The sequence below is a fragment of the Anaeromassilibacillus sp. 1001302B_160321_C8 genome (genome assembly GCF_015554745.1).
In the GTDB taxonomy this organism is placed as follows: Bacteria; Bacillota; Clostridia; order Oscillospirales; family Acutalibacteraceae; genus Anaeromassilibacillus; species Anaeromassilibacillus stercoravium.
On record NZ_JADNJD010000002.1, the window covers coordinates 157,660 to 178,272 of the forward strand.

Consider the following 20,613-nt stretch of genomic DNA (forward strand, 5'->3'; position numbering starts at 1 on the left):
AACAGCAACCAGACCATTTTGTGGAGCAACACTCCGGGCTAACTGCATTCTGTCTTACCTCAGAAACGATAGCGGTCATTGTGGGCATTTCGAATTTCATAGGGATCCTCCTTTCCGTATAAATTTGTTAATCTCGCTAAAAAATAATTCTCAGCAAGTTTTAACCATAGCTCCTGTAAATTGCCATACAATTTCTGCAAATGTTATATATTTTTGACAGCTAATTTGTGAGACAAATTCTTCTGCTTCAAGATAGTGTACATTTCTGTAAAATATCTACTTGCATTTATTAGAAAAATTATACCTCTATTCATTAAAAAAATCCAGTTATTTTTGCGAATTTCGTCATAATGACAAGTGCAAATTTAATATTTTGTACCGCTTGCAAAAAAGTACACAAATATTGAACAACAGGAGGAAAATCAAATGCAGCAAAAGCGTAATCAACAAGCAGAAATTCGTCTCGGCAGTCACGGCGAAGACTACGGGAGCTGGATGTCCAATCCCGTGTTCTATATTATCGGTGGCATTACGGCTCTGGCCGTGGTTTTGGCCATACTCTCCTTTTCGGTGTTCCACATCACAGCTCTCGGCGTTCTGTTCTCAGTTGTTACGGCGGTGCTGGCAGCCCTGCTGGTCTGGATCACATGGATCAGGCGCCAGTATGCCTTTGGCGGCGGCGGGATCATGGAACAGGTTCACCGGGTCGTTCTCTCTCATCTGGACTATGACGGCCAGGGCAGTCTCTTGGAAGTCGGCTGCGGCTCCGGAGCCCTGTCGATTCGTGCGGCCCTGACCTGGCCGGAGTCAAAGGTCACTGGCATGGACTACTGGGGAGCTGTTTACAATTACAGCAAGGCCCTCTGTGAGAAAAACGCCGCAAGTGAAGGCGTGGCCTCCCGGTGTGTGTTCCGGCATGGCGACGCCAATCATCTGGATTTCCCCGATGAGAGTTTTGACGCGGTCATCAGCAACTATGTCTACCACAATGTCATGGGAGCCGATATGCACAAACTGTTGCTGGAGAGCCTGCGGGTGCTGAAAAAAGGCGGCGTCTTCGCTCTGAATGATGACATGAAGCCCAAGCTGTACGGCGATATGGATGTCTTTGCCCAAAAACTGCGGGAGATGGGCTATCAGAACGTCCGGCTCATTGATACCGCAGAAGAAGCTTTCGGCTCCCACCGCCGGGCTGCCATGATGATGCTGGGCTCTTCCCGGCTGCTTGTGGGCAGAAAGTAATTCGTCCAAATAGGAGGGTTGACCATGTCCAAGTTGGGTGTTGTAGAGGACACGCTTTTTGTCCCCATGCTGGGCAGGATCTATGCCAGCGAGTACTGCCCGCAGATCCTGTACGATCCAAAGGCGCTGGAACTGAAAAAGAAACTGCCTTCCAGCCTGCCGGAGCAGGACGGACAGAGCCAGTATACTCTGCTGGCCTCCGCCGCCCGGTCCGCCAATATGGATCGGTACATCCGGGCGTTTCTGGAGCGCAGGCCGGACGGTGTGATCGTTCAGCTGGGCTGCGGTCTGGAGACGGCCTATTACCGCTGCGATAATGGAAGAACCCGCTGGTATGCCGTTGATCTGCCCCATGTGGTGGAGTACCGGCGAGAGCTGCTGCCGGAGCCGGAGCGGGAGACCTATCTCGCCGGAGACGCCTTTGCCGAGGACTGGATCAGGCAAATCCGCGCCGATGTGCCGGATGCTCCTATTCTGGTCACCGCCGGCGGCCTGTTCCACTATTTTGAGGAAAGCAAGGTTGTGGGCCTCCTGCGGATGCTCACGGGGTTTGGAGAGATTGAAATCGTCTTTGATACCGTGAGCAAAAGCGGCATGGCCATGATGCGAAAGAAATACATGAAGCAGGTGGGCCACGGGGATGCTCAGATGTTTTTCTATGTGGATTCCGCATCGGTGCTGGCCGGGAAAACCGGCAGCGGGGTCAGGGTGCTGGCTGAGGAGCCTTATTACCGCCATATCCCCCGAACCGGATTGAAACTGTCCACCAAGATCAGTATGTCAGTTTCGGACCGGTTCGGTATGGTGAAGATGGTACAGTTGAAGTTATAGAAAATTTTATGTGAAAAGAGGTGAAATCTCCCCATGATCTATGATAATTGTTACCTCAATCAACTCTATAATGATTTGCTTTCCAATTCTCCACAAACTATTGCTTTGGATATCCCCAATGAATTAGGGAGCGGACGTATTACTCAAACAAAAATTAAGCATGGGGTGATTCTTTCTGATTGGGAATTAAACTACCGCTCTGATATGAATGTGCAGGGATGTGTCAGCAAGGAGTATATGCAAATTATTTTCTGCCTGAATGACGGAATTTCCTGGGGCATCATGGATGAACGGCGTTCTGTCTCTATTCAAAAGAATGAGTCCTGTATTTATGCTGGGCACGGGGGTACAGAATACATTTGCTACAAAAAAGACAGCAATTTCTTATTCAAGAGCATAAAAATCCCTGTTTCCTATTTTTCTCGCCTTCTTGCAGATTACTTTGACGGGCAGGAAGTAACTGCTTATGAAAAGAAACTTCTTAACGGGATTTCTAAAGTCCCGGTAACACCCGTTATGGAGCAAATTTTAGCGGAGACAAGCCGGTTCACACAGTATCGCGGCGGTCTTGGCTATTTATATTTAGATGGCAAGCTGCTGGAACTGCTTTCTATTTATTTAAGCGAAGTGCTTGAATTGGACATCCTGATGGGCAACGATATTTCGATGTCTCGGACTGAGAGGACCGCCATTATGGAAGCCAAGAGAATTATAGACGGTCAGCTTGCATTTGCTCCTTCGTGTGAGGAATTATCTCGTATGGTACACTTGAGCATGACGAAGTTGACACGCGGGTTCTCATCATTCTACGGTATGCCGATCCATCAATATATTATAGAGCAGCGTTTGGCACAGGCGGCACAGTTGCTTTTGGAAGGCAACTGGAATGTAAGTGAGGTTGCTACGATAGTCGGATATGGGAAAGCCAGTAATTTTGCAGCCGCCTTCAAAAAGAGATATGGAGTGGCGCCAAAAAATTACCGAGAAAGCCGGTTCGATAGCACAAAAAAAGAAGCCTGACTGTTTTTGGGTCAAAACGGGTAGGTTTTGGGTTGGATTAGTCTACGATAACTGATATTCTATGTGGTGCGGTTAGGTAATGCTAACTGCACCATATTTTCATTTTCTCAGAGATAAGGAGGAGACTGGTATGAGTTCCCAGAAAAAAACTTCCCGGCTTGAGGGAAAAGACTTAATCACCATCGGCATCTACACCGTTATCTATGTCGTCATTGTTATGTTGGTGGCGATGATTGGCTTTATTCCCATTTTTATTCCGCTGATGGCGGTGCTGTGCCCTTTGATTGGCGGCATCCCTTATATGCTGTATGTTACAAAGGCTAAAAAATTCGGGATGACCGCAATCATGGGTTTCCTGATTGGCCTGATTATGGTGTTCTTCGGTAACGGCTATCTTACTATGGTAACTGGTCTCGTTGGTGGCCTGCTGGCTGATGTGATTCTGAAAAAGGCTGACTACAAGAGCGCGAAAAGTACAGTCCTTTCCTGCGGAGTGTTCAGCATCTGGGTGTTTGGCAACTTTGCTCCCATTTTCCTGAACCGTGAAAGCTATTTGGTAATGCTGACCGAGGGATATGGCGCAGAATATGCCGCTACACTGAATACATATATGCCCATGTGGATTGCTCCTATTCTGCTGGTTGCCTGCTTTGTGTTTGGTATTGTTGGCGGCCTGATTGGAAAGGCCATTTGTAAAAAGCACTTCCAGCGTGCTGGTATTGCATAATGGCGCGGGAAATTCTACTCAGCAAAAAAGCAGAAACGGGCCTGCCGCTTGATCCGCGTACAAAGCTGTTGCTCATCTTCATCATCAGTATTTTTGTCATGGGAGGGACAGGCGGAGAAGCTATGGGGCTGATCCGCCTTGTTCTTTGTGCGGTTCCGGCTATATTGCTGTTTACATCAAAACAATGTGCAAAAGCGGTGAGCTATATTGCTGTATTTTCTGCTTTTTATGCTGTTCAAGTTTATGTTTTGCCGCACCTTACGGGGATATTAAATTTCCTCATTCTGTTTACAACAGGATTCTTCTGCCGAATCCTTCCCAGTGTTGCGATTGCTGCCTATGCAGTGAAAACAACAACTGTCAGTGAATTGATTTCCGGCATGGAAAGAATCCATATGCCCAAAGAGGTGACGATTCCTTTAACGGTCATGTTCCGCTTCTTTCCAACTGTCTTTCAGGAGTCAGAAGCAATCAGTGACGCTATGAAAATGCGAGGGATTAAACTTGGAGGAAAAAAATCTTCAAAAATATTGGAGTATAAGCTGATCCCGATGATTACCTGCTCCGTGAAAACCGGTGAGGAACTTTCAGCGGCGGCAATTACCCGTGGCCTCGGCGCTCCTGTCAAACGCACAAACATTTGCCAGCTTAAATTCAATTTTGCCGATGTGGTGCTGATCTTGTTTTGTAGCTTTGTAGTGCTTTGGGCGATTGCTTCACCGATAATCACCGCAGGAGGGATTTTGCCATGATAGATTTTCAAAATGTTTCTTTTTCTTATGGTGAAGGCTCCAGCGGCGGAGGGATTAGAAATATCAATCTCACCATAAAAACAGGGGAATTTGTTTTACTCACAGGGGAATCCGGCTGTGGGAAAACAACGATTACTCGTTTGGTAAACGGGCTGGTGCCTCATTATTACGAGGGCAATTTAGAGGGCAATGTCTTTCTGGACGGAAAAAGCGTATCCGATACGCCGCTTTATGACTTGGCTGCTATGGTGGGATCTGTATTTCAAAATCCTAAAAGCCAGTTTTTCAATGTGGATACGGATAGTGAATTAGCCTTTGCCTGCGAAAATTTGGGCTATCCCCAAGAGGATATCCTAAAAAGGATGGAACGGACGGTTTCCGATTATCATATTGAAGATTTGATGGGACGGAGCGTGTTTGCTCTGTCCGGTGGTGAAAAGCAAAAAATAGCCTGCGCTTCTTCAAGCGTATTGTTGCCGGGAATTATGGCCCTTGACGAACCATCTTCAAATTTGGATATGTCTGCCATTGACGATCTGCGGCAGGTCCTGAGCCTCTGGAAAAAGCAGGGTAAAACAATTCTGATTGCAGAACACCGCCTTTACTACCTTCACGACCTTGTGGATCGTGTGCTGTATGTAAAAAATGGGGAGATTAAACAGGAATACACACCTGCTGATTTTGACAGCTTATCGGATAGCACTCAAAAAGAAATGGGGCTGCGGCCGTTTTCTCTCTCGAAACTGAAACCGGCTAATCAGTATCAGACGCACATAGCTAAGCAGATGGAGCTTCAAAATTTTTGCTTTTCATATAAAAAGCGGGAACCGGAAAGTCTCCATATTCCGAATGCAAAATTGCCCATTGGAGAAACGATTGCTATTATCGGTCTGAACGGTGCGGGAAAATCTACTCTGGCCCGCTGCATTTGCGGACTGGAAAAGAAATGTGGCATTTTGCAGGTTGACGGAAAAGCCCTTGATTGGAAAGCCCGGCTCAAACACTGCTATATGGTAATGCAGGATACCAGCCATCAGCTATTTACTGAAAGTGTAACAGATGAAGTCCTTCTGAGCATGGACAACGAGGATGAAACCGTTGTGGATAAAATCCTTGAACAGTTTGATCTGCTGGCATACAAAGACAGGCATCCGCTTTCGCTATCCGGCGGGCAGAAACAGCGGGTAGCGATTGCGTCTGCCATTGTGAGTAACCGGGAGATCATTGTGTTTGACGAACCTACCAGCGGGCTTGATCTCAAACATATGCGAGAAGTGGCGCTGAGTTTGAAATCACTCGCAGATCAGGGCAAAACGCTTTTTGTTATTACACATGATCCAGAATTAGTGATGGCGGGATGTTCTTATGTAGTCCATATGGAAAAAGGGCAAATAAAAGAAAGCTATCCATTGGACGAATCCGGCAGTAAAAAGGTTTTGGATTTTTTCCGAATCCGCCAGTAAACTTTAGAAATTATGAATGTCAGGGCCGCCTTGACTGGATAGAAAGATTATGATAGGAGGCCGCTCACCTTGGCGGCCTCCTGCTTTTGAAATACAGACAGTACGGCACAATATAAGGAGGGCTTATGTTCAAAAAAATCTTTGAGTATGCAGGGCCATATAAGAAAAATATGTATGTGGCTACAGTGGTCGTACTGGTCAGCGTTCTTATGGGGGTGATTCCCTTCATTCTGGCTTACCAGGTGATTGCGCCGTTGGTCATGGGGAAAACAATCGACGCTGCGTTCATTATCCTGCGAGTGGTTTTAGTATTGCTGTGCCTGGTTTTGCAAGCCATTTTTTACGGCTGGGGACTGAATATCTCACACAAGGCAGCCTATGACACTTTGCTTCGTCTGCGAACTGCCCTTCAAAAGCGGTTTGAGAAACTGCCGCTGGGAGTGATCCAGGATAAAGGCACCGGAACGGTCAAAAAGCTGTTTGTTGATGATGTGGACAGTCTGGAGGTCCTGTTGGCGCACTCCATGCCGGAGGGAATTGCAAACCTGATGATCCCGATTGCGGTCTATGTGGCGATGTTTTTCGTGGACTGGAAGTTGGCACTGCTGTCCTTGGCTTCCATCCCCATCAGCCTGATCGCCATGATGACCATGTACTCGGTGGGCATGAAAAAAATGGGTCCCTATTATATGGCTGGCCAGAAGATGAACAACACCATCATCGAGTACATCAACGGCATGGAAGTTGTCAAGGTATTCAACAAGGATGCGGACTCCTATGAACGGTTTCGTAAAGATGTTTCGGATTATCGGGATTATACCTTGGCGTGGTATAAGGCGGCATGGCCCTGGATGGCGATTTACAGCAGTCTATTACCCTGCACGATCATCCTCACTCTGCCCTTGGGATCATGGTTTGTTCTTTCGGGCTGGTCAGCCCTGCCGGACCTGATTTTAGTGCTGTGCCTCTCCCTGAGCATCGGGATGCCACTCCTAAAATCTCTGGGCTTCCTGCCCACCATGCCCCAGCTTAACTACAAGATTTCTGCATTGGAGCAGGTTTTAGATGCGCCGGAGCTTCAGCAGACGCCTGACAGCTTCCACGGGAAAGACGATTCCATCGTTTATGACCATGTTTCTTTTGGTTACACCAAGGCACAACCCGGCCCGGACGGAAAGCCAATGGTGGTGGAGGAAGAAGTGCTCCACGACATCAGTTTTACGGCCAAGGCTGGTCAGAAAACAGCCCTGGTGGGAGAGTCCGGCTCGGGCAAGAGCACTCTGGCAAAACTTCTGATCCACTACTATGACCCGCAAAAAGGCAGCATCTCCCTTGGCGGGCAGAAACTTTGTGATATGAGTTTGGAGGCTCTGAACAGCCGCATTTCCTATGTGGCGCAGGATCAATACCTGTTCAACACTTCTTTGCTGGAGAATATCCGCATTGGGCGGTTGGACGCCACCGATGAAGAAGTATTGGAGGCGGCGCGAAAGGCTCAGTGTATGGAATTTCTGGAGAAATTGCCTCAAGGCATCCATTCCATGGTGGGTGACGCGGGCAAGATGCTATCCGGCGGTCAGCGTCAGCGTATTTCTCTGGCCCGAGCCATTTTGAAAGATGCCCCCATTGTAGTGCTCGACGAGGCCACCGCCTACGCTGATCCCGAAAACGAGGAGAAGATGGAGGCAGCGATTGCGGAACTGGTGAAGGATAAGACCCTGGTGGTTATCGCTCATAAGCTGCCCGCTGTTATGAACGCCGATCAGATCTGTGTCATAGACCAAGGCAAGCTGGTTGCAGCAGGAAAGCATCAGGACTTGATACAGTCTTGCCCGGAATATCAAAAACTGTGGAAGGCGGCCCAGGATAGCGCCGAATGGAAAGTACATACTGCAAAGGAGGGAAACTAAATGTTTGCACTGTTTTCAAGAATTTTGAAACTCTCCGGTCACTATAAGAGCCGAATCCAGGGGGCATTTGTCTGTGCATTTTTGGAGTCCATCCTGTCTAAAATGCCAATTTTTGTGGCCTTTGTAGTTTTGGGCGGATTTGCGGCTGGGACACTGACTGAACAGACCTGTCTCTATGTGGGGCTTGGCCTTGTTGCAGCTGTGCTGGCGCAGATGATTGTCCACTATCTCAGCGACAGTCTCCAGAGTGCTGCGGGCTATCTGATGTTTGCCGAGAAGCGCATGGAGCTGGGCGGACATCTGCGTAAACTGCCCATGGGTTACTTCACTTCCGGTAACATCGGCAAAATCAGTTCAGTCCTCAGCACCGATATGGTGTTTATTGAGGAAGTTGCCATGAGTACGCTGGGCAACATGATGAGCTATCTGCTGTCCTCTCTGGTTCTGCTGGCTTTCATGTTTTATCTGAACTGGCAGCTTGGTCTGGTTGCTGCCATCGTAACGGTTTTTGCATGGCTGGTATCCAGAGGAATGAACAAAGTATCCCTTCGGGAAGCGGCGGGCCGTCAGGAACAAAGTGAACGGTTGACTGATGCCGTGTTGTCCTTTGTGGAAGGCATTGGCGTTATTAAGAGTTATAACCTGCTGGGTGAGAAGTCGGAAGAACTGACCGGGAATTTTAAGCGTTCCAGAAATACTTCCCTCGCTTTTGAACGGAAGATGACTCCGTGGACCATGGGGCTAAATATCCTTTATGGAATCGGGATTGCTGCGATTTTTGGCTTGGCGGTATTTCTGGAGCGGAGCGATGCGCTCTCTCTGGCTTATGTATTTGGTGTCCTTCTGTTCGTTTTTGACCTGTTCGGGCCGCTCAAGGCGCTCTATGGCGAGGCGTCCCGCTTGACCGTGATGAACGCCGCACTGGATCGCATTGAGGCTGTATTGGAGGAACCGGAACTTCCCGACACAGGAAAACAACATCTTCCGGTCCAGGCACATCCTGGACAGCCGGAGGTCCAGTTCCATGATGTTGCTTTCGCTTATCAGGATAAAGAAGTGCTGCATCACATTAACTTTGACATGAAGAAAAATTCCATGACGGCTTTGGTAGGTCCTTCTGGGGGCGGCAAATCTACCATCGCAAACTTACTGGCTCGGCTTTGGGATGTGAAATCTGGCAGTGTGACAATTAGAGGTGTGGATATTCGGAATATACCTCTGTCGGAGCTGATGGATCAGATTAGTATGGTATTCCAGCGAGTGTATCTGTTTCAGGATACTATCTATAACAACATCTGCATGGGGAAGCCGGATGCTACGGAGGAAGAAGTCTATAAGGCTGCGAAGAAAGCTCGCTGCTATGATTTCATTATGGCTTTGCCGGACGGGTTCCAGACTGTGGTTGGAGAAGGCGGTGCTACGCTTTCCGGCGGCGAGAAACAGCGTATTTCGATTGCTCGCTGTATCTTGAAGGATGCACCTATCGTCATCTTGGACGAAGCTACCGCAAGTGTTGACACCGACAATGAAAGCTATATTCAGGAAGCTATTTCGGAACTGGTAAAGGGTAAGACCTTGCTTGTGATTGCTCACCGTCTGAACACCATCCAGAATGCCGACCGAATACTGGTAATTGACAACGGCCAAATCGCACAGCATGGCACCCACGAGGAACTTCTGGAGCAGCCTGGTATCTATCAGGATTTTGTCAATATCCGAAAGAATGCAGCCGGATGGAGCCTGGCATAGTAGTGAAGGGAGGTCCCGATGAGACTTCATGCGTCGGGTGAAGATTACCTGGAGGCCATCCTGGTTCTCCATAAGAAGATGGGCATGGTACGCTCCGTGGATGTTGCCCGGCACATGGAGGTATCGAAGCCCAGCGTGTGTCATGCGGTGGCTACGCTGAGAAAGGGCGGCTTTCTGCTCATGGACGAGGATCACTTCCTGCACCTGACTGACCTTGGCCGTGAGGTTGCCGAGGCCACCTACGAAAAGCATCGCTTCTTTACCGACCGGCTGATTGAAGCCGGCGTAGACCCCGAAACGGCGGAACGGGATGCTTGCCGGATTGAGCATGTGATCAGCGAGGAAACCTTTGAGCGACTGAAAGTTGCTTATAAACTGACCGAGAAAGCGGTGATATCATCGGACGAGTCATGATTCTGGAGCTGCATGAAAGAGATACGGAAGTTTTGGAGCAGATCCTGTCTATCCTCAAAAACCACCCTGAGATAGAAAAAATCGAGGTTGATGAGGAACCGATGGTGTCGCTCCCTGGTCTTGAGATCTTTCCAAGCAGACGAAAGGTCTTTCGGGATCGCCAGGAGATTCAGCTTACCGCAAAAGAATATCGGATTCTCCTGCTGCTGGCCACCAACAAAGGCCGTGTGCTGACCTACGCACAGATTTACGAACAGGTCTGGGGCGATTTCACTACAGGAAACGAAAACAATACGATAGGTTTTCATATCTGCAACCTGCGCGAGAAGCTGTATCGGGCTAATCCAGATGCCCCGTTCTACATTCGCTCCGTGCGGGAAGTCGGATACTGTCTGGATGTCGATGAACCGTAATTCCACCACTATTTTCTTTCGCATGGATGTCTTTTCTCTGACCTAAATCTCTGATAGAGTGAGTCCTTCTGGGTGGTTCACAATGAACCGCCCCTGGGTTCAGCGAATGGGCGCAGTTCTCCCTTGGCGGAAGATTTTGAAATTGCCATTGATTCAGAGAGTGGTTTGTACTACATTTTGGTACAAACCACTCTCTCTTTTATTTCACGGTATAGAGATTGGAGGTGCTGCTCCCATTCGGCCTGTGCCGGGAAGCCTTTTTCAGATAGCCGCGCTGCTCCAGATCGTGCAGCGCCCGCTTGACCGTGGAGCGGGACAGCTTCATGTCCGAGGCAATGGTCTTAATGCCCGGCCAGCACTTTCCCTCGGCATCGGAGCGATCCCGCAGGTACATATAGACCGCCTTCGCTCTGGAGGGAAGCTCAGTGTCGGCGTAAATCGTTCCGAAGTAGCTCATCGTTCCTCCTCTCCGAATGTCTTCATCTGCTTCCCTCGCTTTACAGCTCTCTCCTGGGCCGGGGTATGGGCGATTCCACCCCGGCTGGATACCGCATAGCCGCGGCTTTCGTCCATCTCCTCCGGCTCGCTGAGCTGCGGGAGATTCCGCTCCAGATCCACCCGGTTGGCATAGGCCACCGCTCGGTTGGCTCTCTCCGGCACCACATACGGCTCCCCGAAGGTAATGCCCCAGTTTAAGAAGAGTTGGAGCCGGGTCCGCATGGGATGAGTGCCGGTTTTCATGACGATAAAGCTGCCCTTGGGAATGGATTTCAGCTCGTCGGGCGTCAGCAGGGCGCGCTCCATCATCTGCAGGCTCTGGCTGGGATCGTTCTTGCCCCGGCTCACCGAGCCGGAGAGGACGGTGCGGCTGCCCAGGGCTTTGGACAGCACCTCCGCAGTCTGGCTGTTGGGTGCAAAGCCGCCGAAGATGGTGTCCTGGCAGTTGTCCTGAATGATCTCGCAGCCCTCTTTCCCGTAGTTTTTTTCGAGCTGCGCTAAGGACTGGATGATCGGCACGAGCGTTAACCGGCGAGAGCGTCCAGCGGAGAAAAGGGGCAGTATATCAAACGGGGGCATGGTGCCGAATTCGTCACAGAAAAGCACCACCCGGTTTTTCAGCTTGCCGCCGTTCTCATCGGCCACAGCGAACAGCTCCCGGCTCAGGTTCTGGATCATGAGACCGGCCATGAAGTTCTTGGTTGTGTCTTCTTCCGGCAGGATCAGGAAGATGGCAGACTTCTCCGAAGCAAACTTCTCAGCGTCAATGGCGCTGTCGAAGCACAGGATCTGCTCCAGCTCGCTGTCCAGAAAGGCATTCAAGCGGGACAGCACGGTGGACATGACGGAGGCCATTGCCTGCTCGGCGCTGTTGAGGGCGGCACCGGCAAACCACCTCGCCTTGTGATCCGGCGGCAGTTTTGCCATCAGGAGCTGGAAGTGGCTCTTGCCCTTGACACGGCTGGGCTCCAGCAGATCCTGCACCAGCTTGAACACGGAGACGATATGCCGGCGCTCCTGGGGGTGGTCTTTATCGGGCGGCAGGAACTCGGCAAGCATCAGGATGACCGAGGTGAGCAGACCTTCCGCCGCATCGTAGAAGAAAGCGTTCTGACCGCGGTTGCTGTCATCGCCGTCCGGATTGACGATGGTCTTGGACAGGATTTTGGCGTATTTCTCGGCCTTGGCCCGGGCCGCGAGATTGTTCGGGTCACTCCGGGCAATGTCCATATACCGGTTGACCAGCGTCAGCAGATTGTTGCCATCCGAGCGGGTGGGATTTCGTAGGTCGATCACGGCCACATTCTGATACCCATAGCAGTTCTTGGCAATGGCGCCGTAATTGCGGGCGAGGTCACCCTTGCTGTCCAGCGCCAGCCAGCTCATGCCGCTGGCGCAGGCGTACTCCAGATTGGGATAGAGAAAATAGGCGGTCTTGCCGATGCCGGAAGCACCGATCATCAGGCAGTGGATGTCATCGCTGTCCACGAGGGCGGTGAGTTCGCCTTTCTTTCCCTTGCACCCCAGCACCAGCCCCTGCTCCGTGGGCAGGTTCTGGCCGCTGCGCCATTTCTTCACCTCGAAGGGAACATGGGCATAGGTCTGCCGGATCTCTTTGGCTGTGGCCCATCTTGCGGTGCCGTGCTGGCCGTCGCCGACCGTTTTGGATTTGATCCCGCTCAGGGTATTCTGCGCCGATTTTTGCGAAGTCCAGGTAGGGCCAGGCTGCTTCGGGGAATCTGGGATCGCCCTGAATCTGACCGGCAACAGCGACATAACGGCCAAGCGTCACATCTGAATTGACATTGGGAATGAGGATATAGTCCGACACCTGTTCCGCCACACGAATCATATCGTTCAGATCATTGATGCTGTTGCCATCCAAGGCGCCGGCATAGATGTTCCGTTCGCGGGAGTCCATTTTGGCAATGATGCTCGAAAGCTGATTCAGCTGTGCAAGCTGCGTTCTGGAACCAGGGTCGAGTCCGCTGAGGTACGACGGCAGATTGGCGATCACGCTTTTGATCTCGACGATCTCTGTTTTTCCTGCTCTGCTGGCCTCATCAAGCTGGCTGGCCGCTTCTGTCATAGCGTCATGAGATGCGGGCAAATTGAGCGGGACAATGACAGGACTCCCACTTCGTTTCATGAAAAGTTGGATCATGTCATTCCTCCCATCTGAACCCCCTGTTCCCGCTGGCACTGATCCATCGGATCTTCTGCCATCAGTTCCTCCAGATCTACTGTGCCAACATAGGCGATGTAGCCTCGGTCGGTAAACACGCCCGACTGATAGTCCATGTGCTGCAGGCCATACCGCTCGTAGTCATAAAACTCGTCCAGATTGGGGTCATACTCAAAATGGCCGGATCTCTGAATCATGTATTTCCCATATTCCTCGGGGGTATGAGCGCCGGGGGCGAATTCAAACAGATCCATGTTTTCCGCCAGACGGCGGATCTGGCTGGCGTTTTCCGGCTTGGCCATGCTTACTGCCGCTCCCAACTTCTTGCGGTCATGAATCGAAAACTTCTCCACAGCCAGCGCCAGCTCATTGAGTTCGTGGATGTTATCGCACTGGAAGTCCAGTGCTACATCCACTTCCTCTGGGAATGAACTGTCAGCTATAAAGAGGCACATATCCTTTGGGTCAGCAATGCCGGAACGCTGCATGGCGCGCTCAATTTGTCCTTTTGATGCAGGGAGATAGATCCAGGTCACATTCCTGCTGTTCTCCGGCTCCCACCGGGTGGATATCCCGACAGCAGTCATATCGGCCTCATAGTGGTAGCAGGGCAGGTGTTTTCCATCATAGAGCTGTGAAAGCTGCATGCCGTTGTCATAGACCACGCCATAGCGGGTGACGGTTCCCTCATTGTCCTCAATCAGCAGAATGGCGGTTTCCGCTCCGTCCAACTGCTCCAATTCTTCCATGCTTGCGCAGCCGCCGTGGATGTTCATGTAGTGGTCACGGCCAATCTCCTTTAAATTTGTGAAGTCCGTAATCACTGTTGCCTGCTGACAACAAAAGGTCAGATTGATGAGATCCTTCATGCTGGCGAGATTCAGCTTTTCAGCCATTGCCTGAAATTGCGAAAACTCGCCCACAGTAAAGCTGTCCAGCCGCTTTGCCAGATAGTCCAACTCATCAAGGTTGACTTTGGTGCATACCAGCCGATTCAGCACGGGCCAAGCACTGTCGAGCGAGTCCAAGCGGCAGTCGGCTTCAGAGGCATCGCCGATCTCCAGTGCCTCCAACAGCGCAACGCAGTGGTCGTACTGATTTCTGGGAATGGGAAGAGGGATCGTCGCAACACCGTATTCCGGGTGGTCGGCGTTGCTCAGAACTGCTTCCATCATCACATTGCATCACCTTACTTTCCTTCAAAATTCAAAATCGCATCTCCGTACTTAGCCAGAAGCAGAGCGCAGACAATCAGGTGGAACGCCTCATCTGTGACCAATTCGGGGGATGCGAGATCGGCAAGAGTGATATTGCGGCTGCCGGTGGAGATGGCTTTGGCCGCTTGATAAACACTGTACAGCTCCGGCTGGATGCCGGAAAGCTGGACAGATTTGAAGTCAAATCCGCAGGCATCAAACTTCCAGATCATCCTGCGCCAGATATCCTCATACGCCGTGAGGAGAAACAGCGCGGCCAGATTACGGTCTGACATTCGATAGCAACGCGCACGCCAGTGCTGCCAACGCTCCCGATGACTATCGCTCAGGAAAAATCCAATGGAGCAGCCATTGAAACTCCTCTCTAAGCGGGCCTGAAGCTGCACTCCCGCTTCAGGGAAGAAGCAATCCCTGACAAACTCGTTGAGGTCAATCGCACCGGCCACGATCCGTTCATCCAGACAGACGCACTGCTCCAAAGGGCAGGGATGCTTTCGTCTGAAGTTCATGCAGTATGGGCACTCCATGTCATCTCTGCTATATTGGAAACTTGGATAGTATCGGCCATGGCCCCTGGGCTTGAAATAGGGCGGGGTCATCATCTGCTGTTCCAGCTGGCACAGCGGTGTATCCCGCATGAAGTAGCGTGTCATAAGGTCATGCCCATCCCTTTCTGCTTGATTTCGCAATCGTCTTCCCTGATTCCCTCATTCTCCTCCGTATCGCTTTTCTGGCTGGGCATAAGGCATTCGCCGGGATAAAGCTCCATTTCGTACAGCACGCTGTTATCACCGCTTCTGCGGTCAAGAACCTTGATGGTCGTGCCCTCAAATAAATAGTTGGATGCCTTTTCGAAATCAGAGCGAAATCCCTTCCCGTAATTACAGGTCGAATACTGGTGAGTCGGCTGGCCCTTGACCACGGAATAGTAAGCATTGGTCTGAACCTCAGTCACCACCCGTACAAGCCCGACCAGGGCAGGGTGCTTGCTATGGCTGGTTGCCACCAACTCTGTCCCGGGGCGGATACAGCGTTTCAACTCAGCCAGGTTTTTGATGCGCAGCGGCGCTTTTTGTTCGTTCTTTTGATCCAATCTTCAATCCTCCTGTCTGGTTTGAGGCAATAAAAAAGCGCCGGAGTCTTATTTCTAAAACTCCGGCGCCTGAATATTACATGATCGGTTCTCGGTTGTAGGGTTCCATGGGGTGCTGCTCCTGCTCCCTTATGCGCTCCAGAGCATCGGGAGCTGCAATGGCAATCTGCTCCTGAACGCCCCGTATGCACTTTTCCTGCTCGACAGTCAAGTCATAACCAGCGTCTAAGGTGTCAGAGCAGCACCGGTAGATTTCGATAAGCTGCTCCTGATTGAAGATTTGCTGTTTGGAAATGAGGCCGGCGCGGATGGCGAAGTCCTGCTTGGCACCTGCATAGTTTTCCTGAAAGTAATTGCCCTGATTGAGACCTGTGCGGTCGAAGCTCCAGTCCCATGTGACGAATTGAACGCCAAGCCGGGTGGGATGGGCAGCCAGCACGGCTCCGTTGAAGTCAGCCAGCAGGCGGTAGTCACCGGTCAGGCTCTGGGCTTGCAGGGGCGGAGCCTGTTCCAGCAGCGTCATGTACTCCCGCACGGTGCAGGCCAGATCGGTGGCTCGCTCACAGGCTCGTTCCCGTTCCGGCGTCGCTACATCCTCCTGCCAGTAGCGAACGCCTCCGTCCGCTGTGATCCGGCAGAGGGGGAGACCATCCCACTCCACAGGAAGCAATTCATCCTGTTCCGGCTGCGGAGTGAATCCCTCACGGTGGAGAGCTGTGCGAAGCTCCTGAAAAAACTGTTCTCGGTTCATTTACTACCTCCTGATATTTAGTGCCCTTTTTAAATTTGTCTGAAAGCAAAAAGGGCGCCAATCTGATGGCCCGTCGTGACCAACAAATTGACGCCTCAAATTTTGTGTATTCTATTGATAGAAAAATAGCGCCCTTTTTGAAAATTGATGCTTCAAAAAGGGCGCTACATGGTTTCTGGTTTTGCCAACCTCCGAGAAGAGGGGGTTCGAATCCCACCAGTTAGGGGAAAACAGTGGTTGGCATCTATGGAATCATCCGTGAATTTTCGAGCTGAAAAAGCCCGGAAACGGTTGATGCCACTGGCTTTTCGCCAGTGGCATCTATACCGTTTTGATTTTATGGTGAACCATCGGGGATTCGAACCCCGGACACCCTGATTAAAAGTCAGGTGCTCTGCCAGCTGAGCTAATGATTCACATGCAGCTTATTTATTATAACAGCACACCGAGCAAATGTCAACAAAAATTCTTCTTTCTATTCTACATCTGTCAAAAACATTGGCTGTGATTCTACAAAAAGAGTTCCTATTTCCACCATATAGCTCCAAGGGGCACCGTTCCCTATGCGATAGAGACTCCCTTATAGCACAGTTCTTAAAAGACCTCCCAATGAATTTGATCCACCGGCAATTCTTCGATGCGGTGTGGGGCCGGATGCGTCTCCGGCATCCCGAGCGAAAGGATTGCTTCCAAACGGTAATGGGCAGGGACATGCAACGCGCTTTGCACATATTCCTCCGTGCTTCTCCCATCGGGGGCCTCACGCAGCCTTCCCTGAATCCAGCAGCTGCCAAGCCCCAAAGCGTCCGCCATCAAATGCATATTGGCCATAGCAATCGAGCAATCCTCCACCCATACATCGGATTTCTCTGCATCGGCAAATACAACAATTGCACAATCCGCGTGTTGCAGCATCTTTGCCGACCCTATCCGGCATTCGGATAGCACTTGCAGCATTTTCCGGTCGCGGACAACCACAAATTCCCAAGGACGGATTGAGCGGCTGGAAGCCGAAAGCAATCCCGCTTGCAGCACTTTCTTGAGCGCTTCTTCCGCAATTAGCTGCCCCGTATAGGACCGCACGCTGCGGCGATGTTTCATCTGATCGAGCAAATCCATCAAAAAGCCCCTTTCCAATCAACCGTTGCTCCCCTGCTTCTTATAGAAATTGGGTGCATCCCGAAAATCCTGGCCGCATATCCTACGAAAATTTTTTGCCAATAATGGGTTTGGATATGGCCATCTTTTTCCATCTATGGCCGCGCACAACGCCATAAACAGGCATCGAGACCCGAACGCGGCTTGGCTTGCGCGTCGAAGCGCCCGACGGAGTTCGCGCTGCAAAACATGCCCAACATACGTGTGGGCGCAAAACAAAGCGCACCCCACCAAGTGAGGTGCGCGTCTTGGAAGCGGCAACTTACCGCTGGCTGGGCTGGCGCGATTCGAACGCGCGGAATGACGGAGTCAAAGTCCGTTGCCTTACCCCTTGGCTACAGCCCAATATATAGCAACACGGGACCGAACAACTTGTCCGTCCCGTGCTCAGCAAACACCCGTAGGCGTCTTTTTTAAGTGGGGTGGAAGATGGGACTCGAACCCACGGTCTCCAGAGCCACAATCTGGCGCTTTAACCAACTAAGCTACATCCACCATAATTGGCGCGCCAAAAGGGACTCGAACCCCTGGCCTACTGCTTAGAAGGCAGTTGCTCTATCCAGCTGAGCTATTGGCGCACGCATTTGGAGCGAGTGATGGGAATCGAACCCACACGACCAGCTTGGAAGGCTGGGGTTCTACCATTGAACTACACTCGCATTTTGCGACGAAAATAAGTATACCACAGCACAAACGGATTTGTCAAGAATTTCAAGCAATTTTGCAGGGATAAGCTTCAAGAAAATCCCATCCACCTTTTGCCCCATAGAAAACATGGGCCGCATGTGTTTTCCCCCAAGCGGCCCATCCTCTTTATTCAACTACAACAGACGCCGTTCCCTTACAGGGAAAGGGAAACCGGCCGGTCCTTATTCCAACGTCTCCATACGGAGCTGATCGTCCGCGGTCAGGGCAATCCCGGACAACGGCTGATCGAAATGATCCACTACCAGCGAGGCAATGCGGTCTTCCACCTCGCGGCGGATCAGGTTGCGCAGGTCGCGCGCGCCGCTTTTCCCGCCGATGGCATGTTCCGCCAGCCAGTGGGTGGCCTTCGTATCGTAGACAAAATGGATATGGCGTTCCTTCAGGGAACCGACATATTCGTCCAGCATCAGGGCGGCAATCTTTTCAAAGTCCTCCAGCGTAAGCTGACGGAACACGATCACCTCGTCCACGCGGCTGAGGAATTCGGGCCGCAGGAACTCAGAAAGCGCTTTCATCGCCTTTTCCTTCGTCACATCCGCATCGCTGCGCGCAAAGCCCAGCGCGCCCTCTTTTTTCTCGCTGCCCGCGTTGGAGGTCATCACAATGACCGTGTTTTCAAAATTCACCGTGCGGCCATGGGCGTCCGTGATCCGGCCCTCATCCAGGATTTGCAGCAGGATATTCATCACGTCCGGATGCGCCTTTTCGATCTCATCGAAGAGCAGCACCGAATACGGGCGGCGGCGGACCTTTTCCGTCACCTGACCCGCCTCGTCATAGCCCACATAGCCCGGCGGGGAACCGATGATACGGGACACCGAATGCTTCTCCATGAACTCCGACATGTCGAGGCGGATCAACGTCTCCGGAGTGTCAAAGAGCTCCTGCGAGAGCACCTTCACCAGCTCGGTCTTTCCCACGCCTGTCGGCCCGACAAAGATAAACGAAGCCGGCCTGCGCCGGGGGCTGATCTGCACCCGGCTGCGGCGGATCGCGGCCGAAATCGCAGAGACCGCCTCTTCCTGGCCGATGATCTTTGCATTCAGCACGCTTTCCAAATCCGAAAGCTTTTTCAGTTCGTTTTCCTGGATACGGCTGGCGGGGATTCCAGTCCAAAGCTCAATGACCTTGGCGAGGTCCGCCTCCTCTACCTCCGCGCCCAAAGCGGCAGGGGCGAGCTCCTTGACCTTTTGGTCCGTCTGCGAGATCTCATAGCGCAGTTTTGCCAGCGCTTCATAGTCGATCTCTCCCCCGTCGTTCGTCATATCGTCCTCTTCCTGGTGCATCTTCTCCAAATCTGCATTTAAGCGGTCGTATTCGGCCATGGGAAGATTGCGGAGCGCTGCGCAGGCGCAGGCCTCATCCAGCAGGTCAATCGCCTTATCTGGCAGGAAGCGGTCGTTGATATAGCGTTCCGAGAGCACCACAGCGCGGCGCACCAATGCATCCGGCACGCGCACGCGGTGGTACGATTCATAATACGATTTGATGCCCATCAGCACATCCACTGTCTCGTCAATGGAGGGCTCTGCGATGGTTACCGGCTGGAAGCGGCGCTCCAAGGCGGCGTCCTTTTCAATGTATTTGCGGTATTCCACAAAGGTCGTGGCGCCGATGACCTGGATTTCGCCGCGGGACAATGCAGGCTTGAGGATGTTTGCCGCATTCATGGAACCTTCGGCGTCGCCGGTCCCGACCAGGTTGTGCACCTCGTCGATGAACAGGATGATATTCCCTTCCGCCTTGACCTCATCGACCAAGCTCTTGATGCGGCTCTCAAACTGGCCGCGGAACTGGGTCCCAGCCACCAGGGCGGTGAGGTCCAACAGATGGATCTCCTTCGACTTCAAGCGGGCGGGAACGTCGCCGGCTGCAATGCGCAGCGCCAGCCCCTCCGCAACCGCGGTCTTACCGACGCCGGGCTCACCGATCAGGCAGGGGTTATTTTTGGTACGCCGGCTCAGGATCTGTACCACGCGCGAAATCTCTTTATCGCGCCCGATGATTTTATCAATTTCCCCCCGGCGCGCTTTCGCGGTCAGGTCGGTGCAGTACGTATCCAGCGCTTTGCGCTTTGTCTTGTGCTTTTCCCGCTTATCGCGTTTAGGCGCGGATGAAGGGGGCGGCGTCTCCCCGCCCTTCTGCGGGTTCGTCATATCCGAAAAAATATTCTGCAAAAATGGGAAGGTCGCTGCACCGCCGGGCGTGAAGCCTTCCTCGTTGTTTTCGCCGTTGTTTTCTGGATTCATCAGGCTTCCGAACTCGGACTCCATGGCTTCCATCTGCTCTTCGGTAATGCCCATCTTTTCCATCAGATCGTTCACCGGTTTGATACCCAATTCTTTGGCGCAGACCAGGCAGAGGCCCTTTGTCTCCTGTGCGTTTACCGTTGGCGAGATAAACACGACGGCCGGGCGTTTATGGCATCTCGAACACATCATCATATTGCAATCACTTCTTTTTCTAAAAAATAGGTCTCTGA

Annotated in this window: 17 protein-coding genes, 5 tRNA genes and 1 pseudogene; 10 read left to right on the forward strand and 13 right to left on the reverse strand. The window is 51.7% G+C overall.

The features are described from left to right. Nucleotides 1-426: 426 nt before the first annotated feature. The 10 genes from I2E77_RS02190 to I2E77_RS02235 all read left to right on the forward strand — a co-directional run bounded on the left by I2E77_RS02190 (nucleotide 427) and on the right by I2E77_RS02235 (nucleotide 10,521). Nucleotides 427-1,242: a class I SAM-dependent methyltransferase gene (locus I2E77_RS02190; protein ID WP_195450530.1), complete on the forward strand. Its 816-nt coding sequence runs from the start codon at nucleotides 427-429 to the stop codon at nucleotides 1,240-1,242. Nucleotides 1,243-1,266: 24 nt separating this feature from the next. Then, nucleotides 1,267-2,073, forward strand: coding sequence for a class I SAM-dependent methyltransferase (locus tag I2E77_RS02195; protein ID WP_195450531.1), 807 nt, complete (start codon nucleotides 1,267-1,269; stop codon nucleotides 2,071-2,073). A 33-nt stretch (nucleotides 2,074-2,106) separates the two neighbouring features. Next, nucleotides 2,107-3,093, forward strand: coding sequence for a helix-turn-helix domain-containing protein (locus I2E77_RS02200; protein WP_087334709.1), 987 nt, complete (start codon nucleotides 2,107-2,109; stop codon nucleotides 3,091-3,093). A gap of 130 nt (nucleotides 3,094-3,223) precedes the next feature. Continuing rightward, a complete protein-coding gene (locus I2E77_RS02205; RefSeq protein WP_195450532.1) occupies nucleotides 3,224-3,820 on the forward strand; it encodes an MptD family putative ECF transporter S component in 597 nt (198 codons plus the stop codon). Continuing rightward, nucleotides 3,820-4,572, forward strand: a complete 753-nt coding sequence (locus I2E77_RS02210; protein ID WP_195450533.1) for an energy-coupling factor transporter transmembrane component T — start codon at nucleotides 3,820-3,822, stop codon at nucleotides 4,570-4,572. The genes I2E77_RS02205 and I2E77_RS02210 overlap by 1 nt, the downstream gene beginning before the upstream one ends. Continuing rightward, complete coding sequence (locus tag I2E77_RS02215; RefSeq protein WP_195450534.1) at nucleotides 4,569-6,035, forward strand: ABC transporter ATP-binding protein; 1,467 nt, start codon at nucleotides 4,569-4,571, stop codon at nucleotides 6,033-6,035. Before I2E77_RS02210 ends, I2E77_RS02215 begins: the two co-directional genes overlap by 4 nt. A gap of 125 nt (nucleotides 6,036-6,160) precedes the next feature. Next, nucleotides 6,161-7,945, forward strand: a complete 1,785-nt coding sequence (locus I2E77_RS02220; protein ID WP_195450535.1) for an ABC transporter ATP-binding protein — start codon at nucleotides 6,161-6,163, stop codon at nucleotides 7,943-7,945. Then, nucleotides 7,946-9,694 (forward strand): ABC transporter ATP-binding protein, encoded by a 1,749-nt coding sequence (locus I2E77_RS02225; RefSeq protein WP_195450536.1) that lies wholly within the window; start codon nucleotides 7,946-7,948, stop codon nucleotides 9,692-9,694. A gap of 18 nt (nucleotides 9,695-9,712) precedes the next feature. Then, nucleotides 9,713-10,108, forward strand: a complete 396-nt coding sequence (locus tag I2E77_RS02230) for a metal-dependent transcriptional regulator (protein ID WP_195450537.1) — start codon at nucleotides 9,713-9,715, stop codon at nucleotides 10,106-10,108. Continuing rightward, nucleotides 10,105-10,521 (forward strand): winged helix-turn-helix domain-containing protein, encoded by a 417-nt coding sequence (locus tag I2E77_RS02235; RefSeq protein WP_195450538.1) that lies wholly within the window; start codon nucleotides 10,105-10,107, stop codon nucleotides 10,519-10,521. Before I2E77_RS02230 ends, I2E77_RS02235 begins: the two co-directional genes overlap by 4 nt. 199 nt (nucleotides 10,522-10,720) lie before the next feature. Here the strand turns inward: I2E77_RS02235 and I2E77_RS02240 are convergent, their stop codons facing one another. The 13 genes and pseudogenes from I2E77_RS02240 to I2E77_RS02305 all read right to left on the reverse strand — a co-directional run bounded on the left by I2E77_RS02240 (nucleotide 10,721) and on the right by I2E77_RS02305 (nucleotide 20,572). Continuing rightward, nucleotides 10,721-10,978, reverse strand: a complete 258-nt coding sequence (locus I2E77_RS02240) for a helix-turn-helix domain-containing protein (RefSeq protein ID WP_195450539.1) — start codon at nucleotides 10,976-10,978, stop codon at nucleotides 10,721-10,723. Further along, a pseudogene (locus tag I2E77_RS02245) lies at nucleotides 10,975-12,705 on the reverse strand (type IV secretory system conjugative DNA transfer family protein); the annotation flags it as partial. The gene I2E77_RS02240 and the pseudogene I2E77_RS02245, both read right to left, overlap by 4 nt. Before the next feature lie 474 nt (nucleotides 12,706-13,179). Then, nucleotides 13,180-14,379: an antirestriction protein ArdA gene (locus I2E77_RS02255; RefSeq protein ID WP_195450540.1), complete on the reverse strand. Its 1,200-nt coding sequence runs from the start codon at nucleotides 14,377-14,379 to the stop codon at nucleotides 13,180-13,182. Between the two features lie 14 nt (nucleotides 14,380-14,393). Beyond that, the gene (locus I2E77_RS02260) at nucleotides 14,394-15,074 is read right to left on the reverse strand and encodes a hypothetical protein (protein WP_195450541.1); all 681 of its coding nucleotides are present in this window, start codon (nucleotides 15,072-15,074) and stop codon (nucleotides 14,394-14,396) included. Further along, the gene (locus tag I2E77_RS02265) at nucleotides 15,071-15,514 is read right to left on the reverse strand and encodes a hypothetical protein (RefSeq protein ID WP_195450542.1); all 444 of its coding nucleotides are present in this window, start codon (nucleotides 15,512-15,514) and stop codon (nucleotides 15,071-15,073) included. Before I2E77_RS02265 ends, I2E77_RS02260 begins: the two co-directional genes overlap by 4 nt. 76 nt (nucleotides 15,515-15,590) lie before the next feature. Then, a complete protein-coding gene (locus I2E77_RS02270) occupies nucleotides 15,591-16,265 on the reverse strand; it encodes a hypothetical protein (RefSeq protein WP_195450543.1) in 675 nt (224 codons plus the stop codon). Nucleotides 16,266-16,605: 340 nt separating this feature from the next. Next, a tRNA-Lys gene (locus tag I2E77_RS02275) sits at nucleotides 16,606-16,681 on the reverse strand. Nucleotides 16,682-16,859: 178 nt separating this feature from the next. Then, nucleotides 16,860-17,384, reverse strand: coding sequence for a nitroreductase family protein (locus I2E77_RS02280; RefSeq protein ID WP_191448296.1), 525 nt, complete (start codon nucleotides 17,382-17,384; stop codon nucleotides 16,860-16,862). Between the two features lie 308 nt (nucleotides 17,385-17,692). Beyond that, a tRNA-Gln gene (locus I2E77_RS02285) sits at nucleotides 17,693-17,768 on the reverse strand. Between the two features lie 73 nt (nucleotides 17,769-17,841). After that, nucleotides 17,842-17,918: transfer RNA gene (locus I2E77_RS02290), tRNA-His, on the reverse strand. Nucleotides 17,919-17,924: 6 nt separating this feature from the next. Beyond that, a tRNA-Arg gene (locus tag I2E77_RS02295) sits at nucleotides 17,925-18,001 on the reverse strand. Nucleotides 18,002-18,008: 7 nt separating this feature from the next. Beyond that, nucleotides 18,009-18,082, reverse strand: a tRNA-Gly gene (locus I2E77_RS02300). 210 nt (nucleotides 18,083-18,292) lie between these two features. Continuing rightward, a complete protein-coding gene (locus I2E77_RS02305) occupies nucleotides 18,293-20,572 on the reverse strand; it encodes an ATP-dependent Clp protease ATP-binding subunit (RefSeq protein ID WP_087230997.1) in 2,280 nt (759 codons plus the stop codon). Nucleotides 20,573-20,613 lie beyond the last annotated feature (41 nt).

Excerpts from the sequence above, each read along its gene's own strand:
- I2E77_RS02240 (WP_195450539.1), bottom strand. The coding sequence starts at position 10,978 with ATGAGCTACTTCGGAACGATTTACGCCGACACTGAGCTTCCCTCCAGA.
- I2E77_RS02195 (WP_195450531.1), top strand. The coding sequence starts at position 1,267 with ATGTCCAAGTTGGGTGTTGTAGAGGACACGCTTTTTGTCCCCATGCTG.
- I2E77_RS02215 (WP_195450534.1), top strand. The coding sequence starts at position 4,569 with ATGATAGATTTTCAAAATGTTTCTTTTTCTTATGGTGAAGGCTCCAGC.
- I2E77_RS02190 (WP_195450530.1), top strand. The coding sequence starts at position 427 with ATGCAGCAAAAGCGTAATCAACAAGCAGAAATTCGTCTCGGCAGTCAC.
- I2E77_RS02235 (WP_195450538.1), top strand. The coding sequence starts at position 10,105 with ATGATTCTGGAGCTGCATGAAAGAGATACGGAAGTTTTGGAGCAGATC.
- I2E77_RS02270 (WP_195450543.1), bottom strand. The coding sequence starts at position 16,265 with ATGAACCGAGAACAGTTTTTTCAGGAGCTTCGCACAGCTCTCCACCGT.
- I2E77_RS02255 (WP_195450540.1), bottom strand. The coding sequence starts at position 14,379 with ATGATGGAAGCAGTTCTGAGCAACGCCGACCACCCGGAATACGGTGTT.
- I2E77_RS02200 (WP_087334709.1), top strand. The coding sequence starts at position 2,107 with ATGATCTATGATAATTGTTACCTCAATCAACTCTATAATGATTTGCTT.
- I2E77_RS02305 (WP_087230997.1), bottom strand. The coding sequence starts at position 20,572 with ATGATGTGTTCGAGATGCCATAAACGCCCGGCCGTCGTGTTTATCTCG.
- I2E77_RS02210 (WP_195450533.1), top strand. The coding sequence starts at position 3,820 with ATGGCGCGGGAAATTCTACTCAGCAAAAAAGCAGAAACGGGCCTGCCG.
- I2E77_RS02220 (WP_195450535.1), top strand. The coding sequence starts at position 6,161 with ATGTTCAAAAAAATCTTTGAGTATGCAGGGCCATATAAGAAAAATATG.
- I2E77_RS02230 (WP_195450537.1), top strand. The coding sequence starts at position 9,713 with ATGAGACTTCATGCGTCGGGTGAAGATTACCTGGAGGCCATCCTGGTT.
- I2E77_RS02225 (WP_195450536.1), top strand. The coding sequence starts at position 7,946 with ATGTTTGCACTGTTTTCAAGAATTTTGAAACTCTCCGGTCACTATAAG.
- I2E77_RS02205 (WP_195450532.1), top strand. The coding sequence starts at position 3,224 with ATGAGTTCCCAGAAAAAAACTTCCCGGCTTGAGGGAAAAGACTTAATC.
- I2E77_RS02280 (WP_191448296.1), bottom strand. The coding sequence starts at position 17,384 with ATGGATTTGCTCGATCAGATGAAACATCGCCGCAGCGTGCGGTCCTAT.
- I2E77_RS02260 (WP_195450541.1), bottom strand. The coding sequence starts at position 15,074 with ATGACACGCTACTTCATGCGGGATACACCGCTGTGCCAGCTGGAACAG.